Origin of the sequence: Duganella sp. 1224, assembly GCF_013408245.1 — a bacterium.
Taxonomy (GTDB): domain Bacteria; phylum Pseudomonadota; class Gammaproteobacteria; order Burkholderiales; family Burkholderiaceae_D; genus Rugamonas.
In genome coordinates, this window is record NZ_JACBYS010000008.1 from 90,684 (window position 1) to 110,726 (window position 20,043).

At 64.6% G+C, this 20,043-nt stretch carries 15 protein-coding genes; 8 read left to right on the top strand and 7 right to left on the bottom strand.

Annotated elements, in window-relative coordinates; all coding sequences use genetic code 11:
* The first annotated feature begins 56 nt into the window (after window positions 1-56).
* Window positions 57-830 carry a sensor histidine kinase gene (locus tag FHW58_RS24420; RefSeq protein WP_179675783.1) on the top strand — a complete coding sequence of 258 codons (774 nt, stop codon included), beginning with the start codon at window positions 57-59 and terminating at the stop codon, window positions 828-830.
* Window positions 831-844: 14 nt separating this feature from the next.
* On the opposite strand, the gene FHW58_RS24425 is transcribed toward FHW58_RS24420, so the two are convergent.
* The 6 genes from FHW58_RS24425 to FHW58_RS24450 form a co-directional block, all read right to left on the bottom strand.
* A complete protein-coding gene (locus FHW58_RS24425; protein WP_179675784.1) occupies window positions 845-2,068 on the bottom strand; it encodes a type II secretion system F family protein in 1,224 nt (407 codons plus the stop codon).
* 12 nt (window positions 2,069-2,080) lie between these two features.
* Window positions 2,081-3,811: a type IV-A pilus assembly ATPase PilB gene (gene pilB / locus FHW58_RS24430; RefSeq protein ID WP_179675785.1), complete on the bottom strand. Its 1,731-nt coding sequence runs from the start codon at window positions 3,809-3,811 to the stop codon at window positions 2,081-2,083.
* A gap of 124 nt (window positions 3,812-3,935) precedes the next feature.
* Complete coding sequence (locus FHW58_RS24435; protein WP_179675786.1) at window positions 3,936-5,225, bottom strand: HlyC/CorC family transporter; 1,290 nt, start codon at window positions 5,223-5,225, stop codon at window positions 3,936-3,938.
* 136 nt (window positions 5,226-5,361) lie between these two features.
* Entirely contained in the window at window positions 5,362-6,108 is a 747-nt protein-coding gene (locus FHW58_RS24440; protein ID WP_179675787.1) for an APH(3') family aminoglycoside O-phosphotransferase, read from the bottom strand.
* 8 nt (window positions 6,109-6,116) lie between these two features.
* Entirely contained in the window at window positions 6,117-6,881 is a 765-nt protein-coding gene (locus tag FHW58_RS27650) for a VOC family protein (RefSeq protein WP_229265481.1), read from the bottom strand.
* Window positions 6,872-8,365 (bottom strand): tetratricopeptide repeat protein, encoded by a 1,494-nt coding sequence (locus tag FHW58_RS24450; RefSeq protein WP_179675788.1) that lies wholly within the window; start codon window positions 8,363-8,365, stop codon window positions 6,872-6,874. The genes FHW58_RS27650 and FHW58_RS24450 overlap by 10 nt, the downstream gene beginning before the upstream one ends.
* 101 nt (window positions 8,366-8,466) lie before the next feature.
* Between FHW58_RS24450 and FHW58_RS24455 the strand changes: the two genes are divergently transcribed.
* Window positions 8,467-10,419 carry a S9 family peptidase gene (locus FHW58_RS24455; protein WP_179675789.1) on the top strand — a complete coding sequence of 651 codons (1,953 nt, stop codon included), beginning with the start codon at window positions 8,467-8,469 and terminating at the stop codon, window positions 10,417-10,419.
* Here the strand turns inward: FHW58_RS24455 and uraH are convergent, their stop codons facing one another.
* Window positions 10,420-10,773: a hydroxyisourate hydrolase gene (uraH, locus tag FHW58_RS24460; protein WP_179675790.1), complete on the bottom strand. Its 354-nt coding sequence runs from the start codon at window positions 10,771-10,773 to the stop codon at window positions 10,420-10,422.
* A 109-nt stretch (window positions 10,774-10,882) separates the two neighbouring features.
* Here uraH and puuE point away from each other — a divergent pair, with 109 nt between their 5' ends.
* The 6 genes from puuE to FHW58_RS24490 are packed head-to-tail and all read left to right on the top strand — an operon-like array spanning window position 10,883 to window position 19,607.
* On the top strand, window positions 10,883-11,836 hold the full coding sequence (gene puuE, locus FHW58_RS24465; protein ID WP_179675791.1) for an allantoinase PuuE: 954 nt from the start codon (window positions 10,883-10,885) through the stop codon (window positions 11,834-11,836).
* A 7-nt stretch (window positions 11,837-11,843) separates the two neighbouring features.
* Window positions 11,844-13,313, top strand: coding sequence for a xanthine dehydrogenase small subunit (xdhA, locus tag FHW58_RS24470; RefSeq protein WP_179675792.1), 1,470 nt, complete (start codon window positions 11,844-11,846; stop codon window positions 13,311-13,313).
* An 11-nt stretch (window positions 13,314-13,324) separates the two neighbouring features.
* Window positions 13,325-15,667: a xanthine dehydrogenase molybdopterin binding subunit gene (gene xdhB, locus FHW58_RS24475; RefSeq protein ID WP_179675793.1), complete on the top strand. Its 2,343-nt coding sequence runs from the start codon at window positions 13,325-13,327 to the stop codon at window positions 15,665-15,667.
* The gene (xdhC, locus tag FHW58_RS24480; RefSeq protein ID WP_179675794.1) at window positions 15,667-16,818 is read left to right on the top strand and encodes a xanthine dehydrogenase accessory protein XdhC; all 1,152 of its coding nucleotides are present in this window, start codon (window positions 15,667-15,669) and stop codon (window positions 16,816-16,818) included. Before xdhB ends, xdhC begins: the two co-directional genes overlap by 1 nt.
* Window positions 16,819-16,848: 30 nt before the next feature.
* Window positions 16,849-18,156, top strand: coding sequence for a guanine deaminase (gene guaD / locus FHW58_RS24485; protein WP_179675795.1), 1,308 nt, complete (start codon window positions 16,849-16,851; stop codon window positions 18,154-18,156).
* A 14-nt stretch (window positions 18,157-18,170) separates the two neighbouring features.
* Window positions 18,171-19,607, top strand: coding sequence for an adenosine deaminase (locus FHW58_RS24490; RefSeq protein ID WP_179675796.1), 1,437 nt, complete (start codon window positions 18,171-18,173; stop codon window positions 19,605-19,607).
* The last annotated feature ends 436 nt before the right edge of the window (window positions 19,608-20,043 follow it).

Sequence of the window (20,043 nt, forward strand, 5' to 3'; positions counted from 1 at the left end):
AAAAACATTGGAACAATGGCAATGTGGTAACTCCGTTTTTCCGCTCGGAGCAAATCTTGTCGTTCTCTTTTTTTTTGCTGCTCGGGCTTTTACTGATGTGTGTGGCGCTGGGTGCCGCCGGCCTGCTGCACTGGCGCCGGGCCAGGCGCGCGTACGAGGACCGTCTGCGCCTGCTGGCCGAGCGCGAACGCGTGGCGGCCACGCTGCACGACACGCTGCTGCAAAGCATGCAGGGCATGATCCTGCGCTTCCAGGGCGTCGGCCACCGGCTGGCGGCCGACAGTCCGGAACGCGCCACCATCGACCACATCCTTGACCAGGCCGACGAAGTGCTGGCCGAGGGCCGCCACCAGATCCTGGCGCTGCGCGTGCCGGTCGTCTACGGCGACAAGCTGAGCCAGGCGTTTGCCGCCATCGGCCAGTCGCTGCAGGAAAATTACGCCATTCCGTTCAGCATGCGGGTCAGCGGCCGGGTGACGCCGGTCAACGGCGACCGCGGCGAGGACATCTACGCCATCGTGCGCGAGGCGCTGTATCACGCCTACCAGCACACCGGGGCCACCGCCGTCGAGCTGGAACTGGTGTATGGCTGCGAGTTCTTCTCGCTCTACGTGCGCGACAACGGCATGGTCAGCGGGGCACCGCCGCGGGCGCTGCCGGCCATGCGCGAACGGGCCGCGCGGCTGGCCGGCACGGTCGAGCTGCAGACGCTGGCGGAACAGGGTACTGAAGTGGCGCTGCGCGTGCCGGGCGAGGTGTGCTACCAGATGCCTTGCCAGCCGGGCTGGCGCCACCGGCTGGCGGACTGGCTGCGGCAACACATGCACTGAGCCCATGCACTGCGTCACACCACCGCGCCCAGCTTGAAGATCGGCAGGTACATGGCGATCACCAGGCCGCCGATCAGCACGCCGAGTATGACCATGATGGCCGGCTCCATCAGCGCCGACAGCGAGGCCACGGCCTCGTCCACCTCGTCCTCGTAGAAGTCGGCCACCTTGCCCAGCATGGCGTCCAGCGCGCCGGACTCCTCGCCGATGGCCACCATCTGCGTCACCATGTTGGGAAACACCTCGGCGTTCTGCATGGCCACCGTCAGGCTGGTGCCGGTGCTGACCTCGGTCTGGATGCGGCGCGTGGCGTCCAGGTAGACGGCGTTGCCGGCCGCGCCGCCCACCGAGTCGAGCGACTCCACCAGCGGCACGCCGGCCGCGAACATGGTCGACAGCGTGCGCGTCCAGCGGGCGATGGTGGCCTTGCGGATCACCTCGCCGAACACCGGCAGGCGCAGCAGCAGCTTGTCCATGAAGCGCTGCATTTCCAGCGAGCGCTGCCAGGCGCGGAAGAAGAAGTAAATCGCCGCGAACAGGCCGCCAAAGATGACGTACCACCAGTTGACGAAGAAGGCCGACATCGCCATCACCAGCAGCGTCGGCGCAGGCAGGTTGGCGCCGAAGCTGGCAAACACCTCCTTGAAGGCCGGCACCACCCAGATCATGATCACCGCCGTGACCAGGAAGGCCACCGCCAGGATCGACAGCGGATAGGTCAGCGCCGACTTGATCTTGCCCTTCATGGCCTGGGTCTTTTCCTTGTAGATTGCCAGCCGCGTCAGCAGGTCCTCCAGGATGCCGGCCTGTTCGCCGGCGCCCACCAGGTTGCAGAACAGTGGGTCGAAATACAGCGGGAACTTGCGGAACGCCTGGTTGAGGCTGGTGCCGGTCTCGATGTCGGCGCGCAGTTCCATCACCAGCTTGGACATCGACGGATTGGCGTGGCCCTTGCCGACGATATCGAACGACTGCAGCAGCGGCACGCCGGCTTTCATCATGGTGGCCAGCTGGCGCGTGAACAGCGTGATGTCCTTGTCGGTGATCTTCTTGCCGGAGCGGTAGGCCTTCTTTTTGACCTTGGTGACCATGATGCCCTGGCGCCGCAGCGTGACGTTGACCACCGCCTCGCCGCCGGCGCGCAGCTCGCCGCGCACGGTCTTGCCGGTCTTGTCCTTGCCTTCCCAGGCGAACACCGATTCCTTCACCTGATTGCCCGCGCCGCGCGATAGTGCCATGTTCGTGTCCTGTTATTCGTTGGTGCAGCCCAGCACTTCTTCCAGGCTGGTCAGGCCGGCCCTGACCTTGACCAGGCCGGACTGGCGCAGCGACTTGACACCTTCCGCCTGCGCCTGGGCGGCAATTTCCATCGAGTTGCCGTGGGCCAGTATCAGTGCCTCGATCGCGGGCGTGATGGGCATGATCTGGTAGATGCCGACCCGGCCCTTGTAGCCACCGCCGTTGCAGCGCTCGCAGCCGACCGGGCCGTAGGGTTTCCAGCTGCCGTCCAGTTCCTCCGGCGCGAAGCCGGCCTTGAGCAGCAGCTCGGGCGCGATGTCGGCCGGCTGCTTGCAGCTGCACAGGCGGCGCGCCAGGCGCTGGGCGGTGATCAGGATCACCGACGAGGCGATGTTGAACGGCGCCACCCCCATGTTCAGCAGCCGGGTCAGCGTGGATGGCGCGTCGTTGGTGTGCAGCGTGGAGAACACCATGTGGCCGGTCTGGGCCGCCTTGATGGCGATGTCGGCGGTTTCGAGGTCGCGGATCTCGCCGACCATGATGATGTCCGGGTCCTGGCGCAGGAAGGACTTGAGCGCCACCGGGAAGGTCAGGCCGGCCTTGTCGTTGACGTTGACCTGGTTGACGCCCGGCAGGTTGATCTCGGCCGGGTCCTCGGCGGTGGAAATGTTGATGCCCGGCTTGTTCAGGATGTTGAGGCAGGTGTACAGCGACACCGTCTTGCCCGAGCCGGTGGGCCCGGTCACCAGCACCATGCCGTAGGGACGCTGGATGGCGTCCAGCAGCAGCTGCTTCTGGTCCGGCTCGTAGCCCAGCGAGTCGATGCCCATCTGCGCCTGGGTGGCGTCGAGGATACGCATCACGGTCTTTTCGCCGAACAGCGTGGGCAGCGTCGAGATGCGCAGGTCGATGGTCTTGGTGGGCGACACGATCAGGCGCATGCGGCCGTCCTGCGGCACGCGTTTTTCGGCGATGTCCAGCTTGGCCAGCACCTTGATGCGCGACACCAGCTTTTCCTTGATCGAGATCGGCGGCTGGGCATGCTCGATCAGCACGCCATCGACGCGGAAGCGGATGCGGTAGAACTTTTCAAACGGCTCGAAGTGCAGGTCGGAGGCGCCCATGTTGACGGCGTCCATCAGCATCTTGTTGAGGAAGCGTACCACCGGCGCGTCCTCGACCTCGTTGGCGGCGGCGTCCGCGGCGGCCGAGGTTGTGTCCTCCTCCTCGGCGAACTGGATCTCGGCCTCCTCGCCGGCCAGTTCGGCGATGCTCTGCTCGCTGCTCTTGCTGATGCGCGCCAGCAGTTGCAGCAGCGCGTCGTGCGCCACGATCACCGGTTCCACGGTGGACTCGGTCTGGAACTTGATCTGGTCCAGCGCCTGGGTGTTGGTGGGATCGGAGATGGCCACCGACATCTTGTTGCCGCGCTTGGCCAGCGCGATCACGCGCTGCGACTGCATCAGCTTGCTGTCGATGATCTTGGCCGGCAGGGCGTCGACGCTGAGGGCGTTGACGTCCATCAGTGGGTAGGCGAAGGTGTCGGCGCAGAACGCGGCCAGCGCCTTGGCCTCGATGACGCCGCTGGCCAGCAGCACGTCGATGAAGGCCTGCTTTTCCGCCACCGATTTTTTTTGCAAGGCTTCGGCCTGGGCGGCGGAGAGCCGTCCCGCTTGCACCAATGCCCGCGCCAGCCCCGGCATCGGGGCGCCTGGCACTGCGTTCGGTAGGACTGCGGCCATAGAAGCGTCTGTCAGGGTGGAAGGGAGCGTATCCTTGGAATGATGCTCTCAGGCACTATTTTTGTAAAGCGTGCGCACCGATTTTACTCCGCTCTGTTGCGCCCGCCCACGCGTTTGCGTGGTTTTACAGGCCGGGCTGACCGGCCGGGCGTCGCAATTTGACGACTTTGATGGCCTGGTCGTGCACCTGCACCACTTCGATGATGCACTGCTCGACCTTGATGCTGATGGGCGCGTCTGGAATTTCTTGCAACAGTTCCAGCAGCATGCCGTTCAGGGTCTTGGGGCCGTCCAGCGGGAAGCTCAGGCCGAGGCGCTTGTTGACGTCGCGCAGTGGGGTGGCGCCGTCCAGCAGGCATTCGCCGTGGGCGTCCCAGCCGAAGCTGTCGGCCTTGGCCGCGCTCGGTGTCGAGGTGGTGAATTCGCCGATCATTTCCTCGATGATGTCGTCCAGCGTGACCAGGCCCTGTACCTCGCCGTACTCGTCGACGATGATGCCGAGGCGCTCGCGGTTCTCCTGGAAGTACTGCAGCTGGGTGAACAGGCGGGTGTCCTGCGGGATGAAGTAGGGCGTGGTCAGCAGCTCGCGGAAGTGGGCGGTGGTCAGCTCCTCTTCCTGGTTCAGCAGCGCCACCGCCTTGCGCACGTGCAGGATGCCGACGATGCGGTTGATCTCGCCCTCGTAGACCGGCAGCTTGTTGTGGTAGCAGGTGGTCAGCTCGCGCTTGATTTCCTCGACCGGCAGTTCCAGGTTGAGCGCTTCGATCTGCGCGCGCGGCGTCATGATGTCCTCGACCGAGATGGTTTCCAGGTCGAACAGGTTGAGCAGGATGCTCTTGTGCTTTTGCGGGATGAAGTTGCCGCCCTCCAGCACGATCGAGCGCAGCTCCTCGGGCGACAGGCGCGGGTCGTGCGCGTGCGAGCCGGCCTTGATGCCGAACACCTTCAGCAGCACCGACACGAACAGGTTGACGAACCAGATCATCGGCTTGGCGAGCGACATCAGCGGCTTCAGCACCATGCTGGTCGGCAGCGCGATTTTTTCCGGGAAGGTGGCGCCGATGACCTTGGGCGAAATCTCGGCAAACACGATCAGCAGGAAGGCCACCACGCCGGTGGAGATGGTGATGACGTTGTCGTCGTGGCCGAAAGTCTGGATGGCGATCGACGTCACCAGCGCGGTGGCGGCGGCGTTGAACAGCGTGTTGGCGATCAGCACCAGCGACAGCAGCTTGTCGGTGCGGTCAAGCAGCCACAGCGTGGTGATGGCGCGGCGGCTGCCGCGTTTGGCTTCATGGCGCAGGCGGTATTTGTTGGCCGCCATCAGGGCGGTTTCCGCCATCGCGAAGAAGGCCGAGCAGAGTATCAGGAAACAGAGTGCCAGGAATTGCACCCAAAGGGGAACGGTATCCAAGGGTCACCGTAAAGAATCTTGCATGGGGAAAGTGGTCAGCCCGATGGGCTTTAACAATGGACAACAGTTTCCGATTCTACGGTAAGCAGGGGCAACGTGCAAGCCTCGTGCGCCGCTGTGCGGCTCTTTCCAAAGGTCAGAACAGTTCGTCCAGTTGCTCGAAGAACTGGCGTTTCGCCGGGGCGTCGTCGGGCAGCAGTTGCGCGGCGGCGGCGGCGGAGACGTCTTCGCGCAGGTTGCGGTGGGCGAAGGCGATGTCGAGCCAGCGGTCGGCTTTGCCGCCGCGGCCGAGGTCAATGAAGTAGAGCTGGTCGTTGTCGGTAACGAAGACGTTGCTGTCGTTGAGGTCGCCGTGCGAGAACACCAGCTCTTCTTGCGGCAGCGTGGCGTGCAGGCGCGCCAGCAGGTCTTGCGGCGTGTCCAGGCCGGGCCAGGCGCTGAAGTCGTAGTCGTGGTCGATCAGGCCCTGGCTGACGAGGAATTCGAGTTCGCGCAGGCGTACTTCGGCGCTGGAGTCGAACGGGCAGCCGCTGATGTCGATGGCCTGCATCTGCCGCAGCGCTTCGCGGAACAGGGCCAGCGCGCGCCCCTCGTCGTCCAGGTGGTCGGCCAGCGGCACGCCCGGCACGGCGCGCGTGATCATGTATTCCTGATGCTGGTCCTGCGCGGTCATCACCACCTCCGGCACCTGCACTTTGCCGGCCAGCCATTGCAGCACCGCCGCCTCGCGCAGGACGCTGTACGTGGTGCCGGCGTAGATCAGCGGTGACGTCTTCAGAAAATAAAGTTCGTTCCCGCGCCGGAAGCTGTGCACCTGGCAAGGTGATTCGCCGATTTCATCGCGGTGCAGAACGGCGTCGCCAATGAAGTGTTGGATGCGCATGAGGTGCCTCAGTAGTGGAATAGCAGTGGCAGGGTGGGGCGGAAGTCCTTGGTCTGGCCGCGTGCCGCGTGGTCGAAGGTGATTTCCAGCAGGTGGGCGTCGCCTTGCGCGAACGGGATGCCGCTGGCGCGCGCCGCCGGCGACAGGGCGGCCGTCGGCACGGTGCAGCGCAGGGCGGTGATGGCGCGCAGGCCAGCCGCGTGGTCGAGCGGCTGGCGGCGGTCGCTGTCGAAGGCTTCCGGCGCCTTGCCGGCCGAGGTGCAGAACCACATCGGCTCGCACAAGGGCGCTTCGCTGGCGATGCCGATCTTCATGCCGGGCGGCAGATAGGCCGGCGCGTAATCCCAGGTGTCAAACGTGGCCGCCGGGCGGAAGCAGATGCCGAACGGCGAGGCTGCGCCATTGCCGTCTTCGCCGCCACCGCCGCCGCCACCGCCACCGCCACCGCCGCACCCGCACCCGCCGCCGTTGCCCCCGCCGCCGCCTCCATCGCCGCCGCCTCCATCGCCGCCGCCTCCATCGCCGCCGCCTCCATCGCGGCTGGCTGACAAGCGTTCGCGCAGCATGGTCGGCCGCGTGCGCGCGTTCGTGATTTCCTCCGCGTCGGCGATCCACAGCAGCTCCAGGAAAGCGTTGGCGAAGAAGAAGCGGCGGTTGGCCGTGCCTTGTCCCGGATGCGTGTTACCGCTGCCCTCACTCAAGCCAAAAGCGCGCAGCAGTTCGGCCTCTGGACCGCCAGGCGAGACGCGGATGAAGACATGATCTATTTGCATAACAGGAAAGCGTGTGCGGCAATCGGCGCGCCGTTTTCCTGCCGCGCGTCCAGCGACTGCATGGCCAGCACGGTGAAGCCCATTTGCGCGGCCAGGCGGCGCAGATAGTCTTCGGTATGTGCGTAGCGATTCGACGGGCGTAGTACATAGTCGGCGCCGTCTCCCGCCTCCACCGAAAAGCAGAAGCGCCCACCCGGACGCAGCGCCGCATACACCGCGCGAAACACCGGCCCCAGGTCGCCGATGTAGACGAACACATCGGCCGCCACCGCCAGGTCCCAACTGGCATCGCGGCCGTCCAGATAGGTGGTGAGGTCGGCGCAGGTCAGCGAATCGTAGAGACGGCGCTCGGCCGCCTTGTCCAGCATCTGCTGCGACAAATCGACGCCATCCAGCCGGCGCGAATACGCGCGCAGGTAGGGCGCGCACAAGCCGGTGCCGCAGCCCAGGTCCACGGTGGACAGTTCCGAGGCCGGGGCAACATGGCGCAGCAGCGCGTCCAGCACCGCCGGCGTCTGATAGCCCAGCACCTCGGTCAGATGCTGATCGAAGTGATTGGCATACTGGTCGAACAGCGAACGTACATAATCGTTCGGCAGCGCGGCTGGCGTTTCGCCCGCGCCCACCGACGCCAGCGCGAAAGCGATGGTCTCGGGATTATCGCCATGCGCCAACGCGGCGCGGTAAGCGGCGATGGCCTCGTCGCGGCGATCCAGCGAACGCAAGGCGTTGCCGCGCTGGTAGTGCGCCAGCGCGTAGTCCGGCTGGTGGCGGATGGCCTGATCAAAACTGTCCAGCGCCGCCGCGAACTCGCCCAGCCGGTGCAGCGACGCGCCCTGCGCACTGTACGCCTCCGCCCAGTCGGGGCGCAGATGGATGGCACGGTCGAAACTCTCCACCGCCTCCGGCAGATAACGCAGGCAGTGCAAGGCGTTACCGCGCGCCAGCCAGGCATCGGCGTAGCGGTCCTTGATGTGCAAGGCGTCTTCTGCCGTGCCCAGCGCTTCCAGATAGCGGCCCTGGTCCTGCAGCACGATGGCGCGGTTGCAGTGCGCTTCCGCATAGGCCGGCTGGATCTGCAGGGCGCGCTGGTAGCTATCCAGCGCCTCGTCCAGCCGGCCGAGCCGGCGCAGCGCATTGCCGCGATTGCTCCACGCCAGCGCATACGCAGGATTGAGCGCCAGGGCGCGCTCGTGGCTGGCCAGCGCCTCCTCCGCGCGGCCCAGGTCCAGCAGCGCCACGCCAAGGTTGCAATGGGCGTTGGCTTGCGCCTCGTTGACGCCCAGCGCGCGGGAGATCAGATCGACGGCGCCAGCCGCATCGCCCTGCTGGCGCGCAATCACGCCCAGCAGATGCAGGGCGTCGAAGCGCTGTGGATCGAGTTGCAGCACTTGCCGGTACAGGGCTTGCGCCGGTTCGAGCCGGCCCTGCTGGTGCAGTTCGACGGCTTGCTGGAGGAGGGAGGCGATCAGGGATTCAGTCATGGCCGCATCTTAGCCGATGCCTGAAATCTCTCCAATTGTTTCAATTTGACAATGTTGCTTGGCGTGTTAGTATTTATGTAATTCAACTTCAGGTCCATATCATGCGCCTGCCTTTGCTTACCTTCGCCGCGCTGTTCCCGTTGATTACTAGCGCGCAAACGATGCCGCCGCTGGTGCCTATCTCCAGCTTTGCCAGGATGGACCAGTACTACAACCCGGTGATGTCGCCGGACGGCAAGCACCTGGCCATGACCGTGCGGGTGCCGGTAGGCGCGCGCACGGTGCCGATGGTCAGCTTCTACAGCCTGCCCGACCTGAAGCTGGAGGGCACGGTACGCATGCCGGTGTTCGAGGTGCCGGCCGACTATACCTGGGTCAGCAACGTGCGGGTGCTGGTGCAGAAGGCGATTGAAGTAGGGACGCGCGAAATTCCGCAGGCGACCGGCGAACTGCTGGCCATGGATTACGACGGCAAGAATCAAACCTATTTGTACGGCTGGAACATCGGCCAGTACGGCCGCAACCGCTACAACCCGGACGAGGGCTATGCCTATCCGGTGTATGTCTACAAGCAGCCGAACGACCATCTGCTGATTGGCGTCCAGCAATGGGATCTGGATCAGAGCGCGCTATATGACCTGGATACCCGCACCGGGATCCGCAAGCTGGTGGCCAATGTGAAGGCGCCCAACGTCTCGTTCGTGGTCGACAACGCCGGCAAGCCGCGCTTTGGCAGCGGCACCGACGAAGATGGGCATGCGCGCGTGTGGCGTCTGAACGAGGTTACGACGGAATGGGAGATCTTCCCGCTGCAGAAAAATGACACGCGCTTGACGCCGTTCGGCTTCTCGCCCGATAACCGCACCTTCTATGCATGGCAGGCAGAGGCCAATGGCCCGACCCGGGTGGTCAGCGAAGACATGACGGGCAGCAATCGCAAACTGATTGCCAGCGATGATCACGGCAGTGTCGATTTGCTGGAGTCCGGCGGGCCGGATAATACCCCGCTGATGGTCTACTCGGCCGTCGGGCGGCCCAAGGTTTCCTATCTGGACCCGGCCAATCCCGATACGGCGCTGATGCAGGAACTGGCGCGCCAGTTCCCCGACCATACGGTACGGCTGGTGAACGAGTCGCTGGACCAGAGCCAGGTGCTGTTCTGGGTGGGGAGCGACCGCGATCCGGGCGCCTACTACCTGTACAACCGCAAGGCCAACAAGGCCGACATGTTGTTCGCTGCGATGGAAGACATCGAGCCGGAGCATATGGCGGCACGCCGCCCGGTCAGCTTCAAGGCGCGCGACGGCCTGCAGATCGACGGCTATCTCACGTTGCCTGCCTTTAAAACCGCCAACAAGCCGCCGCTGATCCTGATCCCGCACGGCGGCCCCTTCGGCATCCGCGACAGCTGGTATTTCGACAGCGACGCGCAGTTCCTGGCCAATCGCGGCTATGCCGTGTTGCAGGTGAACTTCCGCGCCTCCGGCGGCCGTGGGCGCGGCTTTGAGCGGGCGGGGGATCGCCAGTGGGGCGGCAAGATCATGGATGACCTGGTTGATGGCGTGAAGTGGACCGTCGCCCAGGGCGAGGTCGATGGCTCGAAGATGTGCGTGTACGGCGGCAGCTTCGGCGGCTATTCGGCGCTGATGCTGGCCTCGCGCGAACCGGACCTGTTCAAGTGCGCGGTCGGCTACGCCGGCGTGTACGACATCGGCCTGTTGCAGACGGAGGACGGGGTGGCCGGCAACAGCCGCCGCATCGCCTGGAACAAGCGCGTATTTGGCCTCGACAAGACAGAGTGGGAACGCTATTCGCCGAATCTGAACGCCGCCAGCATCAAGGCCGGCGTGCTGCTGATCCACGGTGGCAAGGACAAGCGCGCGCCGAAGGAACATGCGTTCCTGATGAAGGAGGCGCTGGAAAAGGCCGGGCACCCGCCGGAGTGGTTCTACATCGACTATGAAGGCCATGGCTTCTACGACACCGAAAACCAGGCGGAAGTTTATCGCCGCCTGGAGACCTTCTTTGCCAGGTATCTCGGCAAGCAGCGCTGATCAGCTGCCGCGATAAGTGGAGTAGGCCCACGGCGACACCACCAGCGGCACGTGGTAGTTCTGGCTGGCGTCGGCCACGCCGAAGGCCAGTGTGACCTCGTCGATGAACTTCGGCTCCGGCAGCGCCACGCCCTGGGCGTCGAAATACGCGCCGGCGCTGAAGACCAGTTCATACTTGCCCTGTTTTAGTGCGTCGCCCTCCAGCAGCGGCGTGGCGCAGCGGCCGTCGCTGTTGGTCACGTCGGTCTTCAGCAGCGTGCGGCCCCGCGGCGTCACCGCGTACAAGGCCAGCTTGACGCCGGCGCCCGGCTTGCCCTGCGTGATGTCGAGAACGTGCGTGCTGAGTTTGCCCATGATCGGTCCTATATCCGTAGGTAATGAGTATCTATTGTGTAAATCATATACCGCCATGCGCGTGGGCATATATGATTAAGGATATATTCCCCATAGACCCGCCCGCGCCATGACCACTTACGACAACTACCCACGCGACATGATCGGCTACGGCCCGACCCCGCCGCATGCGCGGTGGCCCAACCAGGCCCGCGTCGCCCTGCAGTTCGTGCTGAACTACGAGGAGGGCGGCGAGAACAGCGTGCTGCACGGCGATGCGGGTTCCGAGACTTTCCTGTCCGAGATCATCGGCGCGGCGTCGTTCAGCAACCGCCACATGAGCATGGAGTCGCTGTATGAATATGGTTCGCGCGCCGGCCTGTGGCGATTGCTGCGCATGTTCGAGGAGCGCAAGCTGCCGTTGACGATCTTTGGCGTGTCGATGGCGCTCAAGCGCAATCCGGAGGCGGTGGCGGCGTTCCAGCAGTTGGGGCACGAAATCGCCTGCCACGGCCTGCGCTGGATTTCATATCAAAACATGGACGAGGCCACCGAGCGCGCGCACATGAAGGAGGCGGTGGACATCCTCCGCGAACTGACCGGCAGCGCGCCGCAAGGCTGGTACACCGGCCGCGATTCGCCGCAGACGCGCAGGCTGGTGATGGAGCACGGCGGCTTCCGCTACGACGCCGATCACTACGGCGACGACCTGCCGTTCTGGCAGAAGGTCGACTACACCAATGCCGACGGCGTGGCTGCCAGCGCGCCGCAACTGATCGTGCCTTATACGCTGGACACCAACGACATGCGCTTCGCCGCCGCGCAGGGCTTCAACTCCGGCACGCAGTTCTTCGATTACCTGAAGGACGCGTTCGACGTGCTGTACGCGGAGGGCGATCCGGGGGGCCTGAACCAGCCGAAGATGCTGTCCATCGGCCTGCACTGCCGCATCGTCGGCCGTCCGGCGCGCGCGGCGGCGCTGGCGCGCTTCCTCGACTACGTGCAAAGTCACGACAAGGTCTGGATCACCCGCCGCATCGATATCGCCGAACACTGGCGCAAGGTTCACCCATTTGCTGAATGAGATTGTGATGTCCGACCCGATTCGCTTTTACTACCGTGGCGCCGTGCAGGAGATCCACGACGCCGCCCCCACCCGCACCGTGCTGCAGCACCTGCGCGAGGACCTGCACTGCACCGGCACCAAGGAAGGCTGCGCCGAAGGCGATTGCGGCGCCTGCACCGTGGTGGTCGGCAGCCTGAACGCGGCCGGCCAGCTGGAGATGAAGGCGGTGAACTCCTGCATCCAGTTCGCGCCCACGCTGGACGGCAAGGCATTGTTCACGGTGGAGGACATGCAGCAGCCGGACGGTTCGCTGCACCCGGTGCAGCAGGCGATGGTGGAGTGCCACGGCTCGCAGTGCGGTTTCTGCACGCCGGGTTTCGTGATGTCGCTGTGGGGCATGTACCTGGACAAGGACGGCCAGCCGGCGCGGCGCAAAGAGATCGATGACTGCTTGTCCGGTAACCTGTGCCGCTGCACCGGCTACCGTCCCATCATCGACGCGGCGCAGCGCATGACCGAGCTGCCCAAGGTGTCGTTTGACCGCGCCGCGTTGACGCGGCAGTTGCAGGCCTTGCAACGCGAGGCCGGCGCCACCTACAGCGCCGGCGGCGCCTCGTTCCATGCACCGCGCACGCTGGAGGAACTGGTGGCGCTGCGCGCCGCGCACCCCAAGGCCACGCTGCTGGCTGGCTCCACCGACATCGGGCTGTGGGTGACCAAGCAGATGCGCGAACTGGGCGACATCATTTATCTCGGCCACGTCAGCGCGCTGCAAAGCGTCCAGCAGAAGGACGGCATGCTGGAAATTGGCGCGGGCGTGTCGCTCAACGAGGCGTATGCGGCGCTGTGCGAGTTGTATCCGGCGGAGCTGGGCGAATTGTGGCAGCGCTTTGCCTCGCTGCCGATCCGCAACGCCGGTACGCTGGGCGGCAATGTCGCCAACGGTTCGCCGATCGGCGACTCGATGCCGTGGATGATTGCGCTGGGCAGCGAGGTGGTGCTGCAAGGTCCGTCCGGCCGCCGCCTGCTGGCGCTGGAGGCTTTCTATCTGGACTACCAGAAGAAGGACTTGCGGGCCGACGAATTTGTTGCCGCAGTGCGGGTGCCGCTGCCGCGCGCAGAGGTGCGCTTCCGGACCTACAAGCTGGCCAAGCGCTTCGACCAGGATATTTCAGCGGTGTGTGCGGCGTTTGCGTTCACGCTGGATGGCGACACCGTCAAGGATGCGCGGATCGCCTTTGGCGGCATGGCGGCCACGCCGCGCCGCGCGCCGCGTGCCGAAGCGTCGCTGACCGGCTTGCGCTGGAGCGAGGCCAATCTGCGGGTGGCGATGGACCAGTTGCAGCAGGACTTTGCGCCGCTGACGGATATGCGCGCGTCGAGCAGCTACCGCATGCAGGCGGCGCAGAATCTGCTGCGCCGCTTCTGGCTGGAGACGCGCGCCGACGCGCCGCTTGCGGCCGATGCCGTCAACGCTTTCGCTTGCCGCGCCTGAAAGGAGCCATCATGAATCAACCTGTTGCGCCATCCGCGATTGCGCAGTCCAGCGAGCACGCATGGCAGGCGGTGGGCGTGTCGCGTCCGCACGAATCGGCCGCGCTGCATGTGCTGGGGCAGGCTACGTACACGGACGACATTCCGGAGCTGCAAGGCACGCTGCACGCGGCGCTGGGCCTGTCGTCGAAGGCGCATGCGCGCATCGTGGCGATGGACCTGGCGCCGGTGCGCGCCGCGCCGGGCGTGACGGCGGTCTATACCGCCGCCGATATCGTCGGCACCAACGACTGCGGCCCGATCATCCACGACGATCCTATCTGGGCGGTGGAAGAGGTGATGTATGTCGGCCAGCCGATCTTCATCGTGGTGGCGGATACGCATGACAACGCGCGCCGCGCGGCGCGTCGGGCCGTGGTGACGTACGAGGAGCTGCCGGCCATCTTCACGCCGCAGGAGGCCAAGGCCGCCGGCTCCTACGTGCTGCCGCCGATGCAGCTCAAGCGCGGCGATTACCAGGCCGCCTTCGAAGCCGCGCCGCGCGTGGTGAAGGGGCAGTTGTTCGTCGGCGGGCAGGAGCAGTTCTATCTGGAAGGGCAGATCGCCTACGCCATTCCGAAAGAGGACAACGGCATGCTGGTGCAATGCTCCACGCAGCACCCGAGCGAGATGCAGCACGTGGTGGCGCATGCCATCGGCGTCCACTCGCACAAGGTGCAGGTGGAGTGCCGCCGCATGGGAGGCGGCTTTGGCGGCAAGGAGTCGCAGTCGGCGCTGTGGGCGGCGTCGGCCGGCATCGCGGCGGCCAAACTGCGCCGTCCGGTCAAGCTGCGCGCGGACCGCGATGACGACATGCTGGTCACCGGCAAGCGCCATTGCTTCTACTATGAATATGAAGTCGGCTACGACGATAACGGCAAGATCCTGGCGGCGCGCGTGGACATGACGCTGCGCGCCGGCTTCTCGGCCGACCTGTCCGGGCCTGTGGCAACGCGTGCCGTGTGCCACTTCGATAACGCCTACTATTTGTCGGACGTGGATATCCGCGCGGGCTGCGGCAAGACCAATACGCAGTCGAACACCGCTTTCCGCGGCTTTGGCGGTCCGCAGGGCGCGATTGCGATCGAGTACATTATCGACGAGATCGCGCGCAATCTGGGGCGCGATGCGCTGGATGTCCGCCGCCTGAATTTCTACGGCACGACGGAGCGCAATGTCACGCCGTATGGGCAGGAGATTGTCGATAACGTGATCGAAGCGCTGACGGCGGAGCTGGAGCAGACCAGCGAGTACCGCGCGCGGCGCAAGGCCATCGAGGCGTTCAACGCCGGCAGCCCGGTGCTGAAGAAGGGCATCGCGTTCACGCCGCTGAAGTTTGGCATTGCGTTCAATGTCACCCACCTGAATCAGGCGGGGGCGCTGGTGCATGTGTATGTCGATGGTTCGGTGCTGGTCAATCATGGCGGCACGGAGATGGGGCAGGGCATCAACACCAAGGTGATGCAGGTGGTGGCGCATGAACTGGGGCTGGACCTGTCGCACGTGCGCATTACGGCGACCGATACCAGCAAGGTGGCGAATACGTCGGCGACGGCGGCGTCCACCGGCGCGGACCTCAACGGCAAGGCGGCGCAGGATGCGGCGCGGCAGATTCGCGAGCGGCTGGCGGCGTATGCGGTCAAGCTGTACGGCGACGACGACGGCCAGCCGGTGCGCTTCTTCGACAATCACGTGCACGTGAACGGCCACAAGGTGCTGTTTGCGGAGCTGGTGCAGAAGGCTTATCTGGCGCGGGTGCAGCTGTGGTCGGACGGTTTTTATGCGACGCCGCATCTGCACTGGGATCCGAAGACGATGAGCGGGCATCCGTTCTCGTACTACGCGTATGGCGCGGCGGTGTCGGAGGTGGTGGTGGATACGCTGACCGGCGAGTGGAAGCTGCTGCGGGCGGACGCGTTGTATGATGCCGGCCGTTCGCTGAATCCAGCCATCGATATCGGCCAGGTGGAGGGGGCGTTCGTTCAAGGCATGGGCTGGCTGACCACCGAGCAGTTGTGGTGGAACGCGGCGGGCAAGCTGATGACGCATGCGCCTTCCACGTACAAGATTCCTGGTATCTCGGATTGTCCGAAGGACTTTCGCGTGAAGCTGTTCGATAATCCGAACGTGGAGGACAGCATCCATCGCTCGAAGGCGGTGGGCGAGCCGCCGTTGCTGCTGCCGTTTTCGGTGTTCTTTGCGATACGGGATGCGATTTCCGCCGTGGGCGGCCATCGCGTGCATCCGCCGCTGAACGCGCCGGCCACCAGTGAAGAGATACTGCGGGCGGTGTCCGCGGTGGAAATGGCGTCGTGATGAACACGTGGCTGACAGCGCGGGTGTCTGAACCGGCAGTGCTGGTGACGGTGGCGATCGTGGAGGGCTCCGGCCCGCGCGAGCCCGGCGCCAAGATGCTGGTGACCGCGCATGAGCAGCACGATACGATCGGCGGCGGGCATCTGGAGTTGTGCGCGGTGGAGCTGGCGCGCGAGATGCTCAAAAGCGCCGTCAGCCAGCGCCTGGCCGCTGATGCGCTCGCGCCGGCCGGTGCCGCCGCGCCGTCGCGCGCGCCCGATGTGGCCGATGCGGATGGCGCCGCGTTGGTGGCGGGTTCGCGGCTGGAGCGATACGCGCTGGGCCCGACGCTGGGACAGTGCTGCGGCGGCGTGGTGCATCTGGCGTTTGAGCTGGTCGGGCCGGCGCTGGCTGCCGTGCTGGCCGGCTTGCGCGTCCGCTCGCGCGAAGACAGCTGGCGTCTCAGCGCCATCGACGGGCCTTCAACTGCGGTGCTGCTCGACGCGGCCGGCAGCATCGTCGCTGGCGACGGCTCGGACGGCAGCGCGGCGTGCACCCGCGATGGCGTTGCTGCGCCGACCGTGGACCGCGAGCGCGGTACGCACGTACTGCGCGACGCCGCTGGCCGCCGCTGGCTGGCCGATCCCTGCCTGGCGCCGCGCGCGCATCTGGTGTTGTTTGGCGCCGGCCACGTTGGCGCGGCCATCGTGCGTTTGCTGGGCGAGCTGCCGTGCACCGTCACCTGGGTCGATGAGCGCGAGGACATGTTCCCCGCGGACCTGCCGGCCAACGTCACCACGGAAGCGACAGACACGCCGGAAGCCTGCGTGGCCAGCGCGCCGCCAGACGCCAGCTACCTGGTCATGACCCACAGCCACGCGCTGGACCAGCGCCTGACCCAGGCCATCCTGGAGCGGAAAGACACCGGTTGGTTCGGACTGATCGGATCCCACACCAAACGGGTACAATTCGAACGCCGCATGGCCGCGCGCGGCATCCCGCAAGACCGCATCGACAACATGGTCTGCCCCATCGGCCTGCCGGGCATCTCCAGCAAGCTCCCCGCCGCCATCGCCGCCTCCGTGTGCGCGCAGTTGCTGATGGTGTGGGAACGACAGCAAATCGCCGCCCTGGGCGGCGGTGCGTCAGCAAGGCTGGCGATAGCAAGCTAACAAAGCATTCAAGATTTCAGGAAGACCAATATGACCACCAACCTGCAAGCCTACCGTGGCAGCTTGCTGCACTTCCTCGCCGATCCGGCCTTCAGCGACCAGTCGCACGACTGGCACGAAGACGGTCTGCTGATCGTCGAAGACGGCAAAATCCAGGCCGCCGGCGACTACGCCGCCTTGCGCGCCTCGCTGCCGCCGGGGACCTTGGTGCACGACTACAGCGGCAAGCTGCTGATGCCGGGCTTTATCGATACCCACATCCACTACCCGCAGACCGACATGATCGCCTCGCCGTCGGAAGGCCTGCTGCCATGGCTGGAGACGTACACTTTCCCGTCCGAGCGCCAGTTCGAGGACAGCGCGCACGCCGCCAACGTGGCCGACTTCTTCCTCGACGAGCTGCTACGCTGCGGCACCACTACCGCCATGGTCTACTGCACCGTGCACCCGCAATCGGTGGACGCCTTTTTCACCGCCAGCGAGCAGCGCGGCCTGCGCATGGTGGCCGGCAAGGTGATGATGGACCGGAACTGCCCCGACTTCCTGCGCGACACCGCCGAAACCAGCGCCCGCGACACCGAGGCGCTGATCCGGCACTGGCACAAGCGCGGCCGCTCGCTGTACGCCATCACGCCGCGCTTCGCGCCGACGTCCACCGAACGCCAGCTGCAATTGGCCGGCGAACTGGCGGCCGCCTACCCGGACACCTTCATCCAAACCCACGTCTCCGAAAACGAAGCCGAATGCGCGTGGGTGCGCGAACTGTTCCCCAACGCCCGCAGCTACATCGACGTCTACGACAGCTACGGCATGCTGCGTCCGCGCGCCATGTACGGCCACTGCATCTGGCTCGATGAGCAGGACCGCCGCCGCATGGCCGAAACGCAGTCCGCCGCCGCCATCTGCCCGACCTCCAACCTGTTCCTCGGCAGCGGCCTGTTCGACTTCGAACGCGCCGACGATGCCGGCGTGCTGCTCTCGCTGGCCACCGACGTCGGCGGCGGCACCTCGTTCTCCATGTTGCAAACGATGAATGAAGCCTATAAAGTAGCGCGCTTGAAGGGCAGTTACCTGCCGGCGCTGCGCATGTTCTACCTGGCCACGCTGGGCGCCGCCCGCAGCATGCAGCTGGAAGGCACGATCGGCAGCTTCGCGCCGGGCGCGGAAGCGGATTTCATCGTCATCGATCCGCAGGCCACGCCGCTGCTGCAGCGCCGTACGTCGCGCAGCAACAGCCTGGAAGAACTGCTGTTCGCGCTGGCCCTGCTGGGCGATGACCGCGCCATCGCGGCCACGTATGCCGCCGGCCGCCAGGTGCATGTTCGTGAAACGACTTAATTTAGGATAGACACATGAAGAACAACCTCAAAGCCCTCGCACTGGCCGCCGCCGTGTTGTGCGCCATGCCGCACGCCCAGGCTGCCAACGCCAACGAGGAGGCCACCAAGCGCCACTTCGCCGCGCTGATCGCGCCGGGCAAGGAGCCGAAACTGGCCGAGCTGACGATGTTCTTCACCATGATGCCCAAGGGCGGCGACCTGCATCACCACTACTCGGGCGCGATCTACGCCGAGCAGTACCTGGAGTGGGTGGACAAGGAAGGCTTCTGCGTCAACAAGGCCAATTACACCATCGAGAAGAACAAGCCGCATGACGGCTGCGTGTCCGGCCAGGGCGTCATGAACGACAACACCTTGCTGGCCAACCTGCTGCAGCGCTGGTCGGACAAGGACTTTTACAACCACGGCGCGGTGCAGTCGCCACCGGACCGCCAGTTCTTCGACACCTTCGCCTACTTCAACCCGGTGGCGTCGACCAACGCGGTGGACGGCCTGCAGCGCCTGAAGCAGCGGGCCATCCAGGAAAACCTGAGCTACATCGAAACCATCTACGAAATCGCGCCGATCGCGCAGGACGCGGACTTCGACAAGAAGGCGCTGGCCGGCGGCGTGAGCGACGCCGACTTTGCCGCGCTGATTACCAAACTGGATCAGGACCAGGCCTTCCAGGGCTGGATCGGCGCCTACCTGAAAAACGTGGAAACGGTCAGCGCCGGCATCGACGACGCCAATTTCACGCTGCGCTACCAGCCGTTCGCGCTGCGCTTCCTGTCGCCGTCGCAGGTGTTCTCGCAGATCGTGTCCAGCTTCAAGCTGGCGTCCTCGAATCCGAAGATCGTCGGCGTCAACATCGTCGGCCAGGAGAGCGTCAACGTGTCGATGCGCGACTACGCGCTGCACATGCAGATGTTCAAGTTCATGAAGGCGAAGTATCCGCAGGTGAAGCTGGCGCTGCACGCCGGCGAGCTGTCGCTGGGCATGGTGCCGCCGGAGGGCCTGACCTTCCACATCAAGGACGCCATCGACGTGGCCGGCGCCAGCCGCATCGGCCACGGCATGGATATCGCCCACGAGAGCAATCCGCTGGCGATCATGAAAAAAATGCATGATCAAAAGATTGCGGTCGAGGTCAACCTGAGCAGCAACGACTTCATCCTCGGCATCAAGGACCAGGCGCACCCGGTCACGCTGTACCGCAAATATGGCGTGCCGTATGTGTTGTCCACCGACGACGCCGGCGTGTCGCGTAACAATTTGTCGGGTGAATACGTGCTGTACGCGGCCCGCTACCAGCCGGATTACGCGGAAGTGAAAAAACTGTCGTATGACAGCATCCGCTATTCTTTCCTGGCCGAAGCCGACAAACAGCGACTTTTAAAAGCCCTGGACGGCAAATTCGCCAAATTTGAGGCGGAGATCGCCGGCGCCGACGCCAAAGCCAAACGTTAAACCCATCCCGCTTCATTCCCAAGCCGGCGGCATCCCCGCCGGCTTTGCTTTTTGTCAAAATTGCGTTAGCTTTTTGTCGCAGTTTTACTACAATTAAGAGTTTTATCTCTAATAGTTGCCATGAACAAAATTCATCGGCAGCCGATGCTCTTATAATTCCGCCCGTTCCCTGCCTCTGTAGCCCTCTGAACTTGCTAATTTATTAGCATAAGGCGCCCATTTATATGTTTTTCCACTGAATAATTTAGTAAAAACGTATTTGTCGCGGCCCGTTTTGACATGCAATAGTGGTAGATAGTTAGAGCAAATTAGCAACTTTTGTTGTCATACCAGTGTCATTTTCGTTGGTTAAACTCTCGCTTTGGTGCCGAGAAAAATAGCTCTTCACACACGGATTTCGGAAGTTTTCTCACGTTTTCACAATAACACTCTAAGG